The following is a 15,686-nucleotide window of genomic DNA, read 5'->3' as shown; positions in this document are numbered from 1 at the left end:
GCCTCATCTTAGAGGCAGCGCCATCTTTGCTGCCGCTATGGCAGCAAATCGCAAAGACGGATTATTCCGCGCTTTCTTCAGCAGGGGCTGCGGCCTTGGCGGCTTTCTCTTCGGCGCGTTCCTGTGCTTTCTTGCCGGGTGTGCCCTTGTTGGGGTTGCTGCGCTCGGTTTTGTCTTTCAAACCAGCGGCTTCCAGCATGCGTGCCACACGGTCGGTAGGCTGTGCGCCCTGACCCAGCCAGTGCTGAATGCGCTCAACATCCATTTTCACGCGCTCTTCGCTGTCTTTTGGCAGCAGCGGGTTATAGGTGCCCAGTTTCTCGATGAAACGGCCATCGCGTGGCATGCGGCTGTCGGCTGCAACGATGCGATAGAAAGGGCGTTTCTTGGAGCCGCCGCGGGCGAGACGAATTTTCATAGCCATGGTGTATTTCCTTTTTTTTGCGTTCGTAAGGTGGGTTTCAGGCCACCGTTATTTCTGGTGTTGGTGATGATGCTGAATGACTTCAGCGATGATGAAGTTGAGAAACTTCTTGGCGAATTCGGGATCGAGATCGGCCCGGTCCGCCAAATCTTCGAGCCGTTCGATCTGTGCTGCTTCGCGCGCGGGATCGGACGGGGGAAGGTCGTGTTCAGCCTTGAGTTTCCCCACGGCCTGAGTGTGTTTGAACCGCTCGCCCAGCGTGTAGACGAGGATCGCGTCAAGGCGGTCAATGGACGCGCGGTGTTCCTTGAGCAGCGCGGCGGCACGGGTCACGGCATCGGTCATGAGCGCCCTCCATGCCCGCAAATCGGGTGTATGACATCTGTGCACAGCCCGTGCACAGGGCGTGCACCGCAAATGTGCTGCAACGGCCGCGAGGGGGTCAGGTCAGTCAAGGGCCCATCCTTTCGGTTTGAAGAGCGGATCGGCGTAGTGGCTGATCTCCATGTCGATCCCATGCGCCAGTTGGGTGCCCTCCAGCGCTGCGGCTGAGGGGTGACGGTAGACCGCGTCATTGCCGTCGATCGTCGCCGCCTGCGGGTCCTTTTTGGCGCCCAGCCGCTCGGCCAGCCGGATGCTGTCGAGGTTCTTGGGGTCGATGTAGCTGACGGCCGTTTCCCAACCCTTTTCGGTGTAGAGATGCTTGCGGACCGCATGGGTCGCTTCCAGCGCATAGCCTTTGCCGTTCTTGTCCGGCCAGATCACCCAGGCGATCTCCGCCTCAGGCCATTTGGCAGGTTTCCAGCCACCGGCCATGCCGTAGGTCTCATCCGTCTGCCTGTCATGGATCATCCACATGCCATAGCCGCGGATCTGCCAATGCCCGATTTCGGCCGCATAGAGCATCCAGGCTTCATAGGCGTTCAGCGGACCCCCCATGAAACGGGCGCGATAACTGGTGAAGGTCGCCTTGAAATCCGGGTAGTCCTCGGGCTCCGGGCCGCGCAGGCTCAGGCGCGTGGTTTCGAGTGTCGGGATCAGGGCAGTCATGCGGCCACCCCCGGGTGCGGGTGGCGGTAGACAAAGACCTCTTTTTCCGGGTTCGGTATATCAGCTTCTGCGTCCAATATGCAGCCGAGTCGTTCGGCCAGACGCACAGAGGCGTCATTTCCCTTGTCGATGTAACTGACGATGGTCTCCCAACCGAGCACGTTCCAGGCATGATCAATACAGGCCTCTGCCGCTTCACGCGCAATGCCCTGTCCTTCGGAGGCGGCGTCAAACAGCACCCAGCCCACTTCCTTTTCCGGCCAGCCATGGGGATACCAGTGACCAACGATCCCCAAGGGATCGTCAGACCCCCGGGCAGTCACCACGAACATGCCAAAACCGCGCATCACCCAATGGCCGATCTCGGTGCCAAAGAAGTTCCACGCCTGACGGGGCGTCATTGGCCCGCCGGTATATTGCGACCGCCCGGAGGCGTAAAAATCCATGAAGGCATCAACGTCCGAAGGTTTCGGGCCGCGCAGGATCAGACGGTCGGTCTGCAGGGTCGGGAAATCCAGCGTCATACCCATCCCTCAGGCGCCGGGTGGCGATAGACGAGAACATCCTCGGGCAGGGTTGCTTCGACATGGCCGTCACGGACCGCTCCCAGACGTTCGGCCAGGCGCTGCGAACGCGCGTTGGCGGGGTCAATGGTGCTGATCAGCGTTGGCAATTCCAGCACCGAAAACCCGTAGTCACGCGCAGCCACGGCGGCCTCATGGGCGTAGCCCTGTCCCTCTGCACTGGCGCGCATCATGAAGCCAAGCTCCGGTTCGGGGTCGCCGGGTTCAAACCCCAGCAACACAAACCCCAGCGCCGTGCCGTCTGATTTTCGTTCGATCGTCCAGAGCCCATGGCCACGCAGGGTCCACCCGGCGATCATCTGGGTGAAATCATACCATGCCGCCTCGCGGGTCTGCTCTTCGAGAATGTACTGGCCCCGGGTCCCGACAGTGATTTCGGCGTAATGTTCAAATTCACCGATATGCGGTGCGCGCAGGCGCAGCCGGTCGGTTTCCAGCACTGGCACCAGCGACTGGAACTGTGCCGCCAGAGCGGCGGCAGGGCCGACAGAAGGGGTCTCGCAGGCAAGCACGGTCATGATGCTACATCAGCCCCAGGTCAGCCGGGCTGGTCCCGTCCAGAACGGGGCGGGTGAAATGGCGGTCATAGCGGCGGATGCATTTGGTACGTTCCGCATGCGCATAGGTCGCGATGCAGGCCGGGTCGGTCGCCATCTCGGTGCGATATGCCTCATAGGCGGCAAGCGACGGGAAGCTGAACGCGCACCATGCCAGGTCCGACGGACCCTCAGAAGGCAGCCAGTAGCCGTGATGGGTGCCGCCCATCCGGTTGATGTTGTGTATCCACGCTTTGGCGTAAATCTCGAAATCCGCCACTTTTGCGGGATCAATTTCGTATTTCAGAAAACATGTGATCATGCTGCGGCCTCCGGTGATGGATGACGGTAGATGAAAAGCTCGCCCAGCTCTTCGTGGGTGAAGCTGCCGTCACGGGCGGCACCCATGCGTGTCGCCAGCGCGTGGCTGCGGGTGTTGTCGGCCAGAACGCAGCCGATCGCGGTTGTCCATCCCAACACGTCATAGGCGTAGGTGCGGGCGGCCTGCGCGGCCTCGAAAGCCACGCCTTTTCCTTCGGCGTCGCCAAAGACCGACCAGGCGATTTCCGGTTCCGGCCAGAACGGCGTGTTCATCAGGCCGACCACACCCAGCGGTGTGTCGTCAGTGTCGGTGACCATCCAGCGGCCATAACCTTCCAGATGCCAGTGTCCGATGATGCCGCAGAGGTTGTCATGGGATTGCTCGCGGTTATAGGGCCCGCCGACACCTTTGCTGCGTTCAGAGCCGCGAAAGGCTGCATAGGCATCCAGATCGGACATGCGCGGGGCGCGCATCACAAACCGTTCCGTCCGCAGGGTCGGAATGCGGATGAGGGTATGATCCTCTGCGGGGCTCATTTCTTCTTGCCAAACCCTGAGAGGCCCGGGGGCAGGGGCATGCCACCGCCCATGCCACCCAGACCGCCGGGCAGTTTGCCGCCCATGGCCTTGGCGGCGGCTTCAAGCTGTTTGGGGTCCATCTGGCTTGGGTCCATGCCGGGCATTCCACCCTTGCCCATCATGCCCTTCATGGCTTGTTTGAGCATGCCGCCTTTGCCCATTTTGCCCATCTTCTTCATCATGTCGCCCATCTGGCGCTGCATTTTCAGAAGCTTGTTCAATTCGGAGACTTCCATCCCCGCGCCCTTGGCGATGCGTTTCTTGCGGCTGGCCTGCAGGATCTGCGGATTGGCGCGTTCCTTTTTGGTCATGGATTGGATCAGGGCGATTTGGTGTTTCAGGACCTTGTCGTCAAAACCGGCATTCTCGACCTGCTTGGCCATCTTGCCCATGCCCGGCATCATGCCCATCATGCCCTGCATGCCGCCCATCTTGATCATCTGTTCAAGCTGCATCTTGAGGTCGTTCATGTTGAACTGACCTTTGGCCATACGCTTCATCATGCGCTCGGATTGTTCGAGCTCCAGCGTTTCCTGCGCTTTTTCCACCAGTGCGACGATGTCGCCCATGCCCAGAATGCGGCCCGCGATGCGCTCGGGCTCAAAGGTCTCGATGGCGTCCATCTTTTCGCCAAGACCCACATATTTGATCGGCTTGCCGGTGACCGCGCGCATGCTGAGCGCCGCCCCGCCGCGTCCATCGCCATCCATCCGGGTCAGCACAACACCCGACACACCGATCTTGTCGTCAAATTCGGTGGCCACATTGACCGCGTCCTGACCGGTCAGACCATCGACCACCAGCAGGGTTTCGCGCGGGTTGGCGACGTCGCGCACGGCGGCGGCCTGCGCGATCAGTTCCGCGTCGATGTGCAACCGGCCCGCGGTGTCCAGCATATAGACGTCATAGCCGCCCAGTCCGGCCTGGGTTTTGGCGCGTTTGGCAATGGCAACCGGGTCTTCGCCCTTGACGATCGGCAGGGTGTCCACGCCGATCTGGGTGCCGAGAATGGCAAGCTGTTCCATCGCGGCGGGGCGGTTCACGTCCAAAGACGCCATCAGCACGCGCTTGCCGTCACGGTCTTTCAGACGTTTGGCGAGTTTCGCGGTGGTGGTGGTTTTACCCGAGCCCTGCAGGCCGACCATCAGAATGGGCGCGGGCGGGTTATCGATCTTTAGCGCACCGGGTTCGCCCTCACCGGTCAGCACGTCGATGAGCGCGTCATGCACGATCTTGACGACTTGCTGGCCGGGGGTGATGGATTTGGTGACCGCCTGCCCGGTGGCTTTTTCCTGCACGGCCTTGACGAAATCGCGGGCCACGGGCAGGGAGACATCCGCCTCCAGCAGCGCCACACGGACTTCGCGCAGGGCTGTCTTCACGTCCTCTTCGGAGAGCGCGCCCTGTTTGGTGAGCCGGTCAAAGACGCCGGAGAGGCGTTCAGAGAGATTTTCAAACATGGGCCAGAGCCCCCTTCGATGTCGGTTGCGGGATAGGCCTGATGTAGGCAACCCGCGGTGAATGCACAAACGCCCCGGCCGGAACCGAAACGAAAAGCGCCCCCGTGGGCGCGACGCGCTGACGGAGGGCGATCCCGACAGAGCCGGGACCGGAAGATCAAAGCTTCCGGATATGGGGGCCGTTTACGCCTGCGCGCGCGGCCTGTCAAGACGGCGCAGGGGGCCGCGCTTGCGGTGCTCAGGGAGCAGTCTCGACCCGGTGCCCTATCCCTCTTGGGTGCCTTCGAGACGGTCAATCAGCGCGTGCCAGAGGACCGTGGCCATGATGACAGCACCACCCATCAGCGCCGTTGCCGGTGGAAGCTCGCTGACGATGAGCCAGGCCAGAAATATGGCGCAGGGGATTTCCGCCGTTCCAAGAAGGGCAGACTGGGCCGAGGGAATGAGCTTGGTGCCTTCGGTCCAAAGGATTACCGCAGCCGCAAATGCAATTCCGAAGAGCGACAGCAATGCCGCGTCCTGAAATGAGACGTCCAGAGGATGTCCCATGAATGCTCCAATGCCAAAAAGCTGCAATGCTGACGCCCCGCCTGCCCAGACGACCGGCACATCGCTGAATTTGCGTATCAACACGATATAGATCGCGTTCCCGATGGTCATGGCGACGGCCAGCAGATCGCCCGCCATCTTGCCTGCGCCAAGCCCGTCCGACACGATGATCATGACACCTGCGAGCGAGAGCGCGCCAGCCACGAGCGTGCGTCCCTTCGCCCGTTCATGCAGGACGCACCAGCCGAGTGCCGCCGCAAAGAATGGGGCAGTCGCATAGATCACCGCGACATTGCCCACATAGGTCAGCTTGAAAGCGTAGATGAAAGCAACGCTGGCGAGACTGCCGATGGTGGCCAGCAACCAGCCTCTCGGCCCGAGTCGAAAGGCCTGGTGTCTGGGCAGGCTGCCGCGCCCAAGCTCGACATAGAGAACAACGGCCATGCCGCCGATCAACCCGCGCCAGCACACGATGGTCCAGCCATCGGCTTCGATCAGTTTTGTCAACACGCCCGAAAGGCTGAAGACAACCGCCGACAGCACCACCAGCAGGGTCCCGCGTCCGTGGTTGGTCACCGTGCGGCTCATCGTTTTGTTTCCTTTGGCTGGCTTTCTTCATCCAATAGCGGAGGGCTGCTGCCAAAGCGTGTCAGCAGTCTTTCGACGCGCATTCCTTCGGGTTCTTACGCGATTGCCGGGCGGGCATGGCGCCACCCTCCGCGGACCCTCGGGCAGAATATAGCCGCAGTTGCGGCATTGACCCGCCTCATCAGGTGCCAGCGGTGCACGTTCCCGTCGGTGCGGGGGGGCGGACCGGCAAGACGCAGAGTAAAACTGCCAGTCACCGACGCGACATAAATGTCAGTTTTCCCCAATCTCGGTAAGCGCTTCTTTCATGGTCAGGAACTTCTGCTCCCCCAGCCGCGTCAGGAAATTCTGCTCGATTTCTTTTTTGACCTCATTGGCAATGTGCTGGCTTTCGACACCTTTATGCGTCAGTCTCACCCGTTTCTTGCGCGCATCCTTGGGATCGGGAAGACGTTCGATAATCCCGTCTTTGACAAGACCGTCCAGATGTTGCTGCACCGCTTGTTTGGTCAGGCCGCTCTTTTCTACAATCGCGTTTTGAGAGACCCCGCCGGGGCCTATGTGCTGCATCAGTGCGCCGCGTGCCTCCGCGACCCAGGGACAGCCACGCTGAACCATCTTTTCAGTGAAGAGCATTTTCCAATGTTTGTACGCTTGGAACAGTCGCCATCCGACGTGATCCAATAATTCGGGTTTGTCTATTTTGGCCACTGTGATCTCAATTTAGTCAAGTTTCTTGACAATATTATCTCCTCCAAATACCGTCAATCTACTTGACGAATCACAGGTAACCTAATGCTGAAACGAACGTTGTTAAAGTCGATTTGTGCACTGCCCCTCTGGTCATGGCCTGAGATGTCAGGGGCGGCGGGGCAGATCACCGAGCGTGACGTATCCTTTGACTGGCGCCACACCAGAGATCGTTTGGTCTGCACGTTTCACGCGCCCACGTGCGGTTGGCTCGCGGTCGGCTTTAACGCCGAAAGAACCCTGAAGGGTACCCGTTTTGTCATTGCGGCACGTGCGGATGATACCCTGCTTGTCGAAGAGCACATTGCGATCGTTCCGGGACATGACCCCGTGGAAAAGCTTGGCTTGTCCCGCGCTGTGACGAGGGCCGAGGTTGTGCATACCCCGGGTGGATCACAGCTGCGGTTTGCCTATCCGCTGACCTTCCCTGACCAGCCAAGGCTGTCTCTTGCGCCAAAAATGGCGACGCATCTGCTTCTGGCCTGGTCGCAAGATACCGATTTCGACCATCACTCGGCATGGCGGAAGCATTACGACATCACCCTGTAATTCAGAAAGAGGATAGAAGAATGGAAACTCTGACCGACGCAATTCTCGCAATCATCATGATCGGTAACACGCATTACGTTGACGTAGGCGCGGGTTCGGACGCGATTATTTTCTATGAAACCGAAAAGACGGCCCATATGACATTGCCGGGCAAGGAGCCGCTGGTCGGAGACATGACGGTTTATGACCACGGGTATCATGTCGCCTGGCAGGGTGGCCCCGCCGGTGACTGGCAGATTGCCCATGAGGCCGGTGCGTTCACCTATATCGGCCCAGACGGTAAAGCAGCCGGGACGATCACGAAAATCGTTCCCGGTAACTCTGAAGGATACTGAACGTGACACGCGCGGTCCACGCCGCGCTGTTGAAACCCGCTTCGAAAACATAAAGCCGCGACCCTACAACCTGCTGTCGATTACAACATGGAACTACGCCATGCCGCGCAGGTTGCCTGCGTGTTCGGGACGGGCGCAGACCACCCAAAGTCGCATCCATCACAAGAACCGCAGCTTCTTAGTTGCGGTCGTTGCGCGGCGGCGAAAACCCGCCTGAACTCACAACGCGCCGATGGAATTCGAGATTTAGCCTATACTGACGTTGCGTGAGGTTCGATCGGCGACCATCTACTGTCGATCCCCGTTCAAGTTTAATCAGTTTCACAGGTCATCCATTTGTCATCGAAATCAAAAAAGCCAAATACCGCCCCACAAGCGACCGCGCCGACGGGTCTGGAAATCTCCTTCTTCGGCGATTTACGGGTGGTTCGCGACGGAACGGAGGTCCCGCTTCCGGCATCACGCAAAGCCCGGGCTCTTTTGGCCTTTCTGGTCGAAACCGGTCGCCCACATCGGCGGGAACGCCTGTGCGAGCTCTTCTGGGATCTGCCGGATGATCCCAAAGCGGCGTTGCGCTGGTCGCTAAGTAAGCTGCGCAAGGTGGTCGATACGCCTGAGCGTGTTCGCATCGTTGCGGACCGAGAACGCGTGGCTTTTGATGGTGAAGGGCTGTCGATTGACGTTCTGGATGTTCAGGCACGGTTGCGCAGCGGCGCAGAGGGCTTGTCGGTTGCCGAGTTGGAAGATCTAGCTCTGCGCCTTGATGCGGTTGTTCTGGACGGCCTTGACGAAGCTGGAAGCGATGCGTTCCGGTCGTGGCTCGCAGCGGTGCGTGACGATGCAGGTGCGGCGCGTAAAGAGGTTCTTCGGCTGCTGGCCCTGCGCTCTGATGGTGCTTCCAAATGGATGCGTCTGTGGCGCGAGGCGGCGCCAGAGGACGCAGGGGCCTTCGCGCAAACGCAGCAAGCTCCCGGCTTTGGCGAGAAACAGGATGCGCTCCAAGGACCTGATGCGCCAAAACCTGGCCGGTTGCTGGCCCAAGACCGTCGGTTGCCTCGACAAGCAAACGCCGAAGCCCTGCGCGCGCAACGCATTGGCTTTTGCGATGCGGCGGATGGCACCAAGATTGCCTATGCGCTGGTCGGATCGGGGGCTCCCATTCTGAAAGCCGCCAACTGGCTCACGCATCTCGAATTCGACTGGGCAACGCCGATATGGGGCGAGTGTTTCTCGGAGGTCGCGCGGGATCGAACCCTTATCCGTTATGACGAACGGGGGTGTGGCCTGTCGGATTGGGACGTCGAAAACCTGAGCTTCGATGCATTTGTCGAAGACCTCGAAGCCGTCGCCGACAAGTTGCAGCTGAAGCGCTTTCCGCTGCTCGGCATCTCGCAGGGCGCGGCGGTTGCCATCGAATACGCGGTGCGCCATCCCGAACGGGTGTCGGGGCTGATCCTCTTTGGCAGCTATGCCGCCGGTTGGCGGCACCTTGCCAGCCCCGAAGAGCAGGCACGACGCGAGGCGGTGCGCAACCTGACCGAGGTTGGCTGGGGCACGGAAAACCCTGCCTACAGGCATATCTTTTCCAAGACGTTCATGCCCGATGCGGGCGCTGACGACCTTGCATGGTTCGATGAATTCCAGCGGCGGACCACCTCGCCACAGAATGCAGCGCGTTTTCAGGATGCGTTCGGCGACATTGACGTGCGTCACAGGCTGGATCAGGTCAAGGCCCCCGCGATCGTGCTGCATTCCAAGGGTGACCAGCGCATTCCTCTGGCGCAGGGACGTGCGGTGGCGTCGGGCATCGCGGATGCGCGCTTTGTGCCGCTGGAGAGCCGCAATCACGTGCTGGTCGACTACGAACCCGCGTGGCGCACCGGCATGGATGCAATCCGGGATTTCATGAAAGCGCATGATCTTTGACGCGCTGTGGCTTTGACTGCGCGCCCAATCCGTCTTCTGGCAACGTGACCCATTCCTGATCATCGGGCGACCAAATCGAAGTCTGTTAGCACCGTTTGATCATCATCCTGCACCGATGCCGACGCTCATGCGAAAAATACAAGGCCAATAGCGGGGCAATACAACGGTCCTGACAGCGCTCGTCACAACGCTCGGTCCCAGATGATCAACACGCGGCGCGAAGTGCTTCCCGGCACCCCCGCGCCGTGTGTTCATGTTGAAAGGAAAAGACGTATGAGTACCACACCCGAAATTCTGACCGGACCGCTCCGGGTCAACACAACAGGCTCGGCGGCCGAACCGCAGGCCGTTGTGATGGGCAACGGCAACCTTGTTGTGGCCTATATCTCCGAGCGGATCGGACAACAGACCACTGACGCCTTCTTTGCGCGTGGTCAGCAGTTCGACTTCGATGGAAATCGCATCGGCGAAGAGGCTCTTTTTAAGTTTCCTGAAGAGACGGACAGGGAGAGTTTTGACATCATCGGGCTGGAAAGGAACCTCATTGCGATTCTCGCTGATCAGGATTTGGGAGGTAACCGCGATGGGCCGTTTATCGGGGTGTTCAATATCAGCGCTGGGGGCCGGGCAAGTTTTGTAAGAGGTCGGAGCGAAAATGTCGGCGGTAGGGCCGTCAAGCATTTTGACTTCGCGCTCACCAAGCGCGGCAACAATGGCTGGATGACCCATTCGATTGGCCGGCGCGGCACAGTAATCTTTATCACCCACGATACGCTGCGTCAGGCCTCGAATGCAAAAGATACGGAGGTGGTACAGGGGCTTGGTGCACGCGGGGGCAGTGATGACGATCTGCAATCCACGGCGCTGGCCAATGGCAACATCGTGCTGCTTGATGACCACGACGGTGACAGAAACGCGGAAGGCCGGTTCGAGGCGCGGATCGTGTCCCTCGGTGGCAGTACCATCAGAAGCGTTTTCCTTGGGAATGGCGGGTTCAGAAACTATGCCGGCACCATTCAGGCCCTGCAAGGCGGTGGCTTCGTTGTGGCCCACAACGAGGCTGCGGACCGCGACAAGGACGTCGTGTTCCATCTGTTCGAAGCCGATGGCACCGTAGTGAAATCCTTCGTCAATGTGACCACGACCGGCGCAATCGGCGACAACAATAACGAGCCCGCGATTGCCCTACTGGGAGATGGTGGTTTCATCATCTTTTACGACAAGGACACTGGCCCGGTGGGGGTCCGCGGTCAGTGCTATGACAGCAAAGGTATCGCGGCGGGCGATGACTTCATGGTCGCCAAGGAGGACGGAACCCGGATCAGTGCGCATCTGCTGGATGGCAGCCGGATGGCGGTGGTCTACCGGCGTGCCGGCGCCGACAACATCCCTTTGGTGTCCGCCAAGGCAGAAATGCCCGATACCGTCACTATCGCCACCGCCACCGGCGGCGACGACGTGCTCACAGGCGTGGGCGATGAGGATGTTCCTGACCTTGAGGCGACCTGATCGGTTCTGGTTCTGACCGCCGGTGAGCGTCCAACAGGGTGCTCACCTGATCCCGCCACCCTGTCCTCAACGCGCATTACAACGCTGCCGGGCGCAAATACAACGCCAATACAACGGTGATGACAACGCTTTGGGCAAGGCGCTTCGCCTATAACGACCCGGGGATAGATTCGCCCCGCCGGTGCCCTGTCCCTCAACAGTGGTGCCGGGCCGAGCAGAATTTAGGGCGGCCCGTTTATCGCCCGCAAAAGCAGTTATTAACAAGTACGCAAAGTTATTTTTGACCATAAAGCCCGGTGCCGGATTCCTAGAAAGGCACCGGGCCCCCCTTTTCCCTCCCCGCCAATTGGCCTCGCCCCGACCCTTGCTTCCGCGAGGGTCGGGGGCCCATCACTCCTCTTTTCAGGAAAATCACAGATGACAAGAATTCTCTCCCTCACCGCCGCTGCGCTCTTTGCCGCCTCTACGGCGCAAGCCGCCCTTGTCGCCGATATCTCGGGCACCCCCGGCAGCGGGCAAACCACCTGGACCTTCAGCGGAACGGCCGTTCCAGACGGTGCGGGAAGCTTTAACGCGGACAGTTTCAGCCTTGCAATGATATGGTCAGGACTGGGCGATTTTACCGCGCTACGGGCTTCAATCCTCACCGATATCCAAGGCAAGGCCAGAGTACGAATTGATAACGAGACGCGCTGGATCGACGAGGTTGTTGTCAACGATGCAAATTCTGTACGTGGTGATCTTTTTGCCATCGGTGTGAACGGTGATGAAAATTTTGCATTCAGCGCCGGCTCTGAAATCACCTGGCAAGGCACTCTCACAGTTTTTGGGATCGACATTAACGTGCTGAGCGAAGGTGGTTTGCCTTCGACGTTCGCGAGCTCGACATTTGGCGTCGAGGGCGTACAGCTCGACCTGGAACTGAACATCGCGGCGGATGAGATCTCCGCCGTGCCGCTGCCCGCAGGCGGCGCGATGCTCCTCTCTGGTGCGGCCGGGATTGCCGCGCTGCGTCGGCGCAAAAAAAGCCACCCGCTGACGCACCAGCGAAGACACGCTCGCCCAGCAAATCCCGTCGGGCGAGGCCGCTCTTTGGCAATTTTTCAAAAAGGATATTTGACATGGCTATCACACCCGAAGTGCTCGTCGCACCCGTCCAGGCAAACGCCACACCCCGAGCGTTACGCCCAAAAGTCGTCGCCCTCAGCGACAACCGGTTTCTGGTCGCGTTTTCCACCGAAACCGGCAGTTCCAGTGGCAGATACCGCATCCATGGTCAGGTGTTTGACTATGATGGCAATCGGATCGGGTCGCAGCTCCTCTTTCCCTTTGACTTCATCTCGGGGGGTGAAAAAAAAGAAATAGATGAGGAACGATTTTCAATCTCGACGATGGGCAATGGCAAGGTAGTCATCGGCACAGAGATGCGGCACTTTACGGCTGAGATTTCGACCCGGACGTTCCGGATTGACGAGGCTGGGACTATTCAGTCCATGGGCGATCAGTTTAAGCTTTTCAGCAATCAGGGCACGGGCCCTAGCAATCCTGAGGTCATTGGCTTTGGTGAGAACAGGTATCGGTTCATCTACGCCTTCTTGGGAAGGATTAGAGGCACCCTCAAGATTGGCGGTTTCAACGGTGGCACCCTGTTGCGTGAAAAACGGATTACCCAATATACCTCCCATGCCAACACCACCATCGACGCCGACGTCCTGACGAACGGCAATCTGATCGTTCTGGTCGACCCGGACGGAGACGGTCGCCGTCGCGGGCAGCTTCACTTGTACCTGCTGCAGCAAGATGGCACGACGATCAGGGACATCATCGGCGGCAGTGAGGATGGCAGGACGTTTCACGCAAAAGTCATAGCCCTGACAGGCGGCGGTTTCGTCATCGCTTTTGCGGAGAATGACGGCGGTGATATCAACATCGTGTACCGCGTCTACAAGCAAAACGGCGACCCTTTGACGACCAATCTTGGTGCAGGCATCGACACCAATGGTACAGGCGACAACAACAATAACGAACCCGCGATTGTGCCGCTGCCTGATGGTGGCTTCATTCTCTTCTACGACAAGGACAGAGGGCTGTCCGAGTTTCGGGGGCGACGTTACAACGCTGCCGGTAGCCCGATCGGGGGTGATTTCCGGGTGGCCGCTGAACGCAGCGCACAGCCTGACGCGGCGCTGCTGGAGGATGGCCGGGTGGCCGTTGCATATCACGTGTCCGGGTCGGAGATCGTCAAGGTCGCGATCCTCAATGGCATGCCGGAGGTGATCCGCGGCACCGATGCCGCCGACACCCTGCTCGGTACGGACGACGACGATGTGATCCTGGGTTTTGGCGGCGATGACACGCTCAGCGGCAGAGATGGCTTCGATCAGCTTGACGGTGGCGCAGGTGATGACGTGGTGACCGGCGGCGGCGGCGCGGACATTGTCCGGGGCGGTCCGGGGGCTGATACGCTCTTTGGCTTTTCGGGGAATGACTTCCTTGAGGGAGGTACCGGCAACGATGTGCTTGATGGCGGGCAAGGTGCTGACCGGTTCATCTTTGTGGATGATGATGGCGTCAATGAAATCCGCGACTTCGATGCATCCCCGACCGGGGACAGGATCGACCTGCGCGCGGTCAGCCGGATCAACAGCTTTGCGGACCTGCGAGCCCTTTACCTGAACCAGACCAATGCATTGGTGAGTGTCGCCCCGGGTGGCGAAGTCGTCACAACGCAGGCTGAAGAACTGGGAGACGTGGTGATCGACGATGGCGTAGGCCTGCGGATCATCCTCAAAGGGATCGACATCGCCGATCTGACAGCCAGCAACTTCATCTTCTGAAGGGGGTCTTTGGTATCTACATCAACGATATGAACAACAGCGGCCTGCCAGTGACCTTCATGACCTTCAACTTTGGCTTTGAGTGAAGCGGTGTGCTGAATCTCGCACCGGGTCATCCATGGGGGCAGCTTCACATTTTTTGCGGGCCACGGCGTCGCTTCGAAAAACAACGATAGCGCGGCGCCATTACCACGGTTGTAACAACGATCGCGACAACGCTTGGGACCTAGGTCCGTCATAAAATTCAGGCGTCACCCCCTCACGAATGGGGCGTGTGTGACGCTTGACGCAAAAAAAACCGGAGTGATCCCATGAACCATCAAAACCAGACCTTCCCGACCCAAGCCCGCCTTATCGACCCCGCAAGTCTGACCGATGCGCCGCACAAGCGGCTGGCAGAATTGCGTCAGGAAACACCCGTGGTACAACTCGGTCCCAATCAGTATCTCGTGCTACAGGCGGCGCATGTGACTTCTCTTCTGACCGACCCGGGCACCCGGCAGATCGAAGGGCGGGAGCTTGTGGCGCTGAACCAGGTACCCGACGGGATGACCGCGCGCTTCATCGCCGATATCTTCCTGCTCTCAAATGGCGAGGCACATCGGCAGAAACGCGGGCTCTTCGCGCGCAGCTTTGCCCACCGGGCGATGAAGGACCTTCGCACAGAAATTCGGGCCGCCGCCGATGCGCTCATCGCGGACCTGCCACGTGGGGAGAGCTTCGATTTTGTTGACCGGTTGGCCGCCCGCGTCCCTGCCGACATCATTGCCGCGATCCTGGGGCTTCCCAAGGAAGATACGCGCCACTTTGCACAGCTGGTCTACAAGGTTTCCCTCGCCTTCGTGCCGATCTATCCGCACGACCGGCACGACATGATCGAAAGCGCCACCACAGAGCTTTTTGACTACGTCGAAGGACAGATGAAGGCCCGCAGGACCGCTCCCCGTGATGATCTGCTGTCCGGTCTCGTCGCAGATTGGGACGCCAAGGGTGATCTGTCCTTCGACAGCCTTATCTTCCAGGTTGTCGGCATGATCATTGCGGGCAGCGATACGACCCGCGGGGCCTTTGCGATGCTCTGCGCGATGCTGCTGCAGCGCCCCGCCGACTGGCGCGCGCTCTGCGACGATCACAGCCTGATCCCGGGTGCCGTGTCCGAGGGCCTGCGCTTTGAACCCTCCGTTGCCACCATTCCGCGCGTGACAACGGTCGCGATCACCTTGGGCGGCATCGAAATACCCGCCGGTGCTTTTCTGCGCCTCAGCACGATGTCGGCGATGCGCGATGCGGGGCTCTACACCAACCCGGATGACTTCGACATCCGCCGCACCGACCATCCGCGTCTTCATCTGGTCTTTGGCCTTGGACCCCATCGATGTCTCGGCGAAATGCTCGCGCGGATCGAAATGGAGGAAAGCCTCGCCGCGCTGCTCGCTGCCACCCCCGAGATGGAATTGCTATCAGCTCCGGACATGCTGGGCTTTGGGGGCTTGCGTCAGATCACGCCGATGACGGTCAGGATTCCTTGCCCGGAAACCATCTGACGCCATGCCGTGAACCCGCATCGTTTGCTATGATCCGATCGGCTCTCGCGAGGGTGCCGGAGTGCGGGATAATTGAGAGAGAATTTCACCATCTTTGATGAGATACGCATCTGAAAGATGTCTCAGCAGAGCCGGAAGAGCCCTT

The 15,686-nt window shown here is 59.8% G+C and carries 17 protein-coding genes; 7 read left to right on the top strand and 10 right to left on the bottom strand.

Annotated elements, in window-relative coordinates:
- Nucleotides 1–61 precede the first annotated feature (61 nt).
- The 10 genes from rpsP to ACOTTU_RS13530 all read right to left on the bottom strand — a co-directional run bounded on the left by rpsP (nt 62) and on the right by ACOTTU_RS13530 (nt 6,709).
- Nucleotides 62–424 (bottom strand): 30S ribosomal protein S16, encoded by a 363-nt coding sequence (rpsP, locus tag ACOTTU_RS13575; protein WP_298920416.1) that lies wholly within the window; start codon nt 422–424, stop codon nt 62–64.
- Between the two features lie 48 nt (nt 425–472).
- Entirely contained in the window at nt 473–769 is a 297-nt protein-coding gene (locus ACOTTU_RS13570) for a chorismate mutase (RefSeq protein ID WP_298920418.1), read from the bottom strand.
- Nucleotides 770–871: 102 nt separating this feature from the next.
- Nucleotides 872–1,474 (bottom strand): GNAT family N-acetyltransferase, encoded by a 603-nt coding sequence (locus ACOTTU_RS13565; RefSeq protein WP_298920420.1) that lies wholly within the window; start codon nt 1,472–1,474, stop codon nt 872–874.
- On the bottom strand, nt 1,471–2,004 hold the full coding sequence (locus tag ACOTTU_RS13560) for a GNAT family N-acetyltransferase (RefSeq protein WP_425658756.1): 534 nt from the start codon (nt 2,002–2,004) through the stop codon (nt 1,471–1,473). The genes ACOTTU_RS13565 and ACOTTU_RS13560 overlap by 4 nt, the downstream gene beginning before the upstream one ends.
- A complete protein-coding gene (locus tag ACOTTU_RS13555) occupies nt 1,995–2,576 on the bottom strand; it encodes a GNAT family N-acetyltransferase (protein WP_425658754.1) in 582 nt (193 codons plus the stop codon). The genes ACOTTU_RS13560 and ACOTTU_RS13555 overlap by 10 nt, the downstream gene beginning before the upstream one ends.
- Before the next feature lie 4 nt (nt 2,577–2,580).
- Entirely contained in the window at nt 2,581–2,916 is a 336-nt protein-coding gene (locus ACOTTU_RS13550; protein ID WP_298920427.1) for an NIPSNAP family protein, read from the bottom strand.
- Nucleotides 2,913–3,452, bottom strand: coding sequence for a GNAT family N-acetyltransferase (locus ACOTTU_RS13545; protein WP_425658752.1), 540 nt, complete (start codon nt 3,450–3,452; stop codon nt 2,913–2,915). Before ACOTTU_RS13545 ends, ACOTTU_RS13550 begins: the two co-directional genes overlap by 4 nt.
- Nucleotides 3,449–4,954, bottom strand: coding sequence for a signal recognition particle protein (gene ffh / locus ACOTTU_RS13540; RefSeq protein ID WP_425658750.1), 1,506 nt, complete (start codon nt 4,952–4,954; stop codon nt 3,449–3,451). Before ffh ends, ACOTTU_RS13545 begins: the two co-directional genes overlap by 4 nt.
- Before the next feature lie 264 nt (nt 4,955–5,218).
- Nucleotides 5,219–6,091, bottom strand: a complete 873-nt coding sequence (locus ACOTTU_RS13535) for a DMT family transporter (RefSeq protein WP_425658748.1) — start codon at nt 6,089–6,091, stop codon at nt 5,219–5,221.
- 273 nt (nt 6,092–6,364) lie between these two features.
- Entirely contained in the window at nt 6,365–6,709 is a 345-nt protein-coding gene (locus tag ACOTTU_RS13530; RefSeq protein ID WP_425658746.1) for a MarR family winged helix-turn-helix transcriptional regulator, read from the bottom strand.
- 177 nt (nt 6,710–6,886) lie between these two features.
- Between ACOTTU_RS13530 and ACOTTU_RS13525 the strand changes: the two genes are divergently transcribed.
- From ACOTTU_RS13525 to ACOTTU_RS13495, 7 genes are all read left to right on the top strand, one after another.
- Entirely contained in the window at nt 6,887–7,390 is a 504-nt protein-coding gene (locus ACOTTU_RS13525) for a hypothetical protein (RefSeq protein ID WP_425658744.1), read from the top strand.
- Between the two features lie 20 nt (nt 7,391–7,410).
- Nucleotides 7,411–7,725, top strand: a complete 315-nt coding sequence (locus tag ACOTTU_RS13520) for a hypothetical protein (protein ID WP_425658742.1) — start codon at nt 7,411–7,413, stop codon at nt 7,723–7,725.
- Nucleotides 7,726–8,061: 336 nt separating this feature from the next.
- Nucleotides 8,062–9,651 carry an alpha/beta fold hydrolase gene (locus ACOTTU_RS13515; protein WP_425658740.1) on the top strand — a complete coding sequence of 530 codons (1,590 nt, stop codon included), beginning with the start codon at nt 8,062–8,064 and terminating at the stop codon, nt 9,649–9,651.
- Nucleotides 9,652–9,924: 273 nt separating this feature from the next.
- The gene (locus ACOTTU_RS13510; RefSeq protein ID WP_425658738.1) at nt 9,925–11,160 is read left to right on the top strand and encodes a hypothetical protein; all 1,236 of its coding nucleotides are present in this window, start codon (nt 9,925–9,927) and stop codon (nt 11,158–11,160) included.
- A gap of 417 nt (nt 11,161–11,577) precedes the next feature.
- Complete coding sequence (locus tag ACOTTU_RS13505; RefSeq protein ID WP_425658737.1) at nt 11,578–12,525, top strand: VPLPA-CTERM sorting domain-containing protein; 948 nt, start codon at nt 11,578–11,580, stop codon at nt 12,523–12,525.
- Complete coding sequence (locus tag ACOTTU_RS13500) at nt 12,441–13,997, top strand: calcium-binding protein (RefSeq protein ID WP_425658735.1); 1,557 nt, start codon at nt 12,441–12,443, stop codon at nt 13,995–13,997. The genes ACOTTU_RS13505 and ACOTTU_RS13500 overlap by 85 nt, the downstream gene beginning before the upstream one ends.
- A gap of 311 nt (nt 13,998–14,308) precedes the next feature.
- The gene (locus tag ACOTTU_RS13495; RefSeq protein ID WP_425658733.1) at nt 14,309–15,541 is read left to right on the top strand and encodes a cytochrome P450; all 1,233 of its coding nucleotides are present in this window, start codon (nt 14,309–14,311) and stop codon (nt 15,539–15,541) included.
- Nucleotides 15,542–15,686: the final 145 nt, after the last annotated feature.

The sequence above is a fragment of the Roseobacter sp. EG26 genome (assembly GCF_049830555.1).
Classification (GTDB): domain Bacteria; phylum Pseudomonadota; class Alphaproteobacteria; order Rhodobacterales; family Rhodobacteraceae; genus Roseobacter.
The sequence above is the reverse complement of the archived record's forward strand: the minus strand, read 5'-3'. Positions and strand labels throughout refer to the sequence as shown.

What these genes read in the sequence shown, in the direction of transcription:
- rpsP (WP_298920416.1), bottom strand. Translation starts at nt 424, where the DNA reads ATGGCTATGAAAATTCGTCTCGCCCGCGGCGGCTCCAAGAAACGCCCT.
- ACOTTU_RS13570 (WP_298920418.1), bottom strand. Translation starts at nt 769, where the DNA reads ATGACCGATGCCGTGACCCGTGCCGCCGCGCTGCTCAAGGAACACCGC.
- ACOTTU_RS13565 (WP_298920420.1), bottom strand. Translation starts at nt 1,474, where the DNA reads ATGACTGCCCTGATCCCGACACTCGAAACCACGCGCCTGAGCCTGCGC.
- ACOTTU_RS13560 (WP_425658756.1), bottom strand. Translation starts at nt 2,004, where the DNA reads ATGGGTATGACGCTGGATTTCCCGACCCTGCAGACCGACCGTCTGATC.
- ACOTTU_RS13555 (WP_425658754.1), bottom strand. Translation starts at nt 2,576, where the DNA reads ATGACCGTGCTTGCCTGCGAGACCCCTTCTGTCGGCCCTGCCGCCGCT.
- ACOTTU_RS13550 (WP_298920427.1), bottom strand. Translation starts at nt 2,916, where the DNA reads ATGATCACATGTTTTCTGAAATACGAAATTGATCCCGCAAAAGTGGCG.
- ACOTTU_RS13545 (WP_425658752.1), bottom strand. Translation starts at nt 3,452, where the DNA reads ATGAGCCCCGCAGAGGATCATACCCTCATCCGCATTCCGACCCTGCGG.
- ffh (WP_425658750.1), bottom strand. Translation starts at nt 4,954, where the DNA reads ATGTTTGAAAATCTCTCTGAACGCCTCTCCGGCGTCTTTGACCGGCTC.
- ACOTTU_RS13535 (WP_425658748.1), bottom strand. Translation starts at nt 6,091, where the DNA reads ATGAGCCGCACGGTGACCAACCACGGACGCGGGACCCTGCTGGTGGTG.
- ACOTTU_RS13530 (WP_425658746.1), bottom strand. Translation starts at nt 6,709, where the DNA reads ATGGTTCAGCGTGGCTGTCCCTGGGTCGCGGAGGCACGCGGCGCACTG.
- ACOTTU_RS13525 (WP_425658744.1), top strand. Translation starts at nt 6,887, where the DNA reads ATGCTGAAACGAACGTTGTTAAAGTCGATTTGTGCACTGCCCCTCTGG.
- ACOTTU_RS13520 (WP_425658742.1), top strand. Translation starts at nt 7,411, where the DNA reads ATGGAAACTCTGACCGACGCAATTCTCGCAATCATCATGATCGGTAAC.
- ACOTTU_RS13510 (WP_425658738.1), top strand. Translation starts at nt 9,925, where the DNA reads ATGAGTACCACACCCGAAATTCTGACCGGACCGCTCCGGGTCAACACA.
- ACOTTU_RS13505 (WP_425658737.1), top strand. Translation starts at nt 11,578, where the DNA reads ATGACAAGAATTCTCTCCCTCACCGCCGCTGCGCTCTTTGCCGCCTCT.
- ACOTTU_RS13495 (WP_425658733.1), top strand. Translation starts at nt 14,309, where the DNA reads ATGAACCATCAAAACCAGACCTTCCCGACCCAAGCCCGCCTTATCGAC.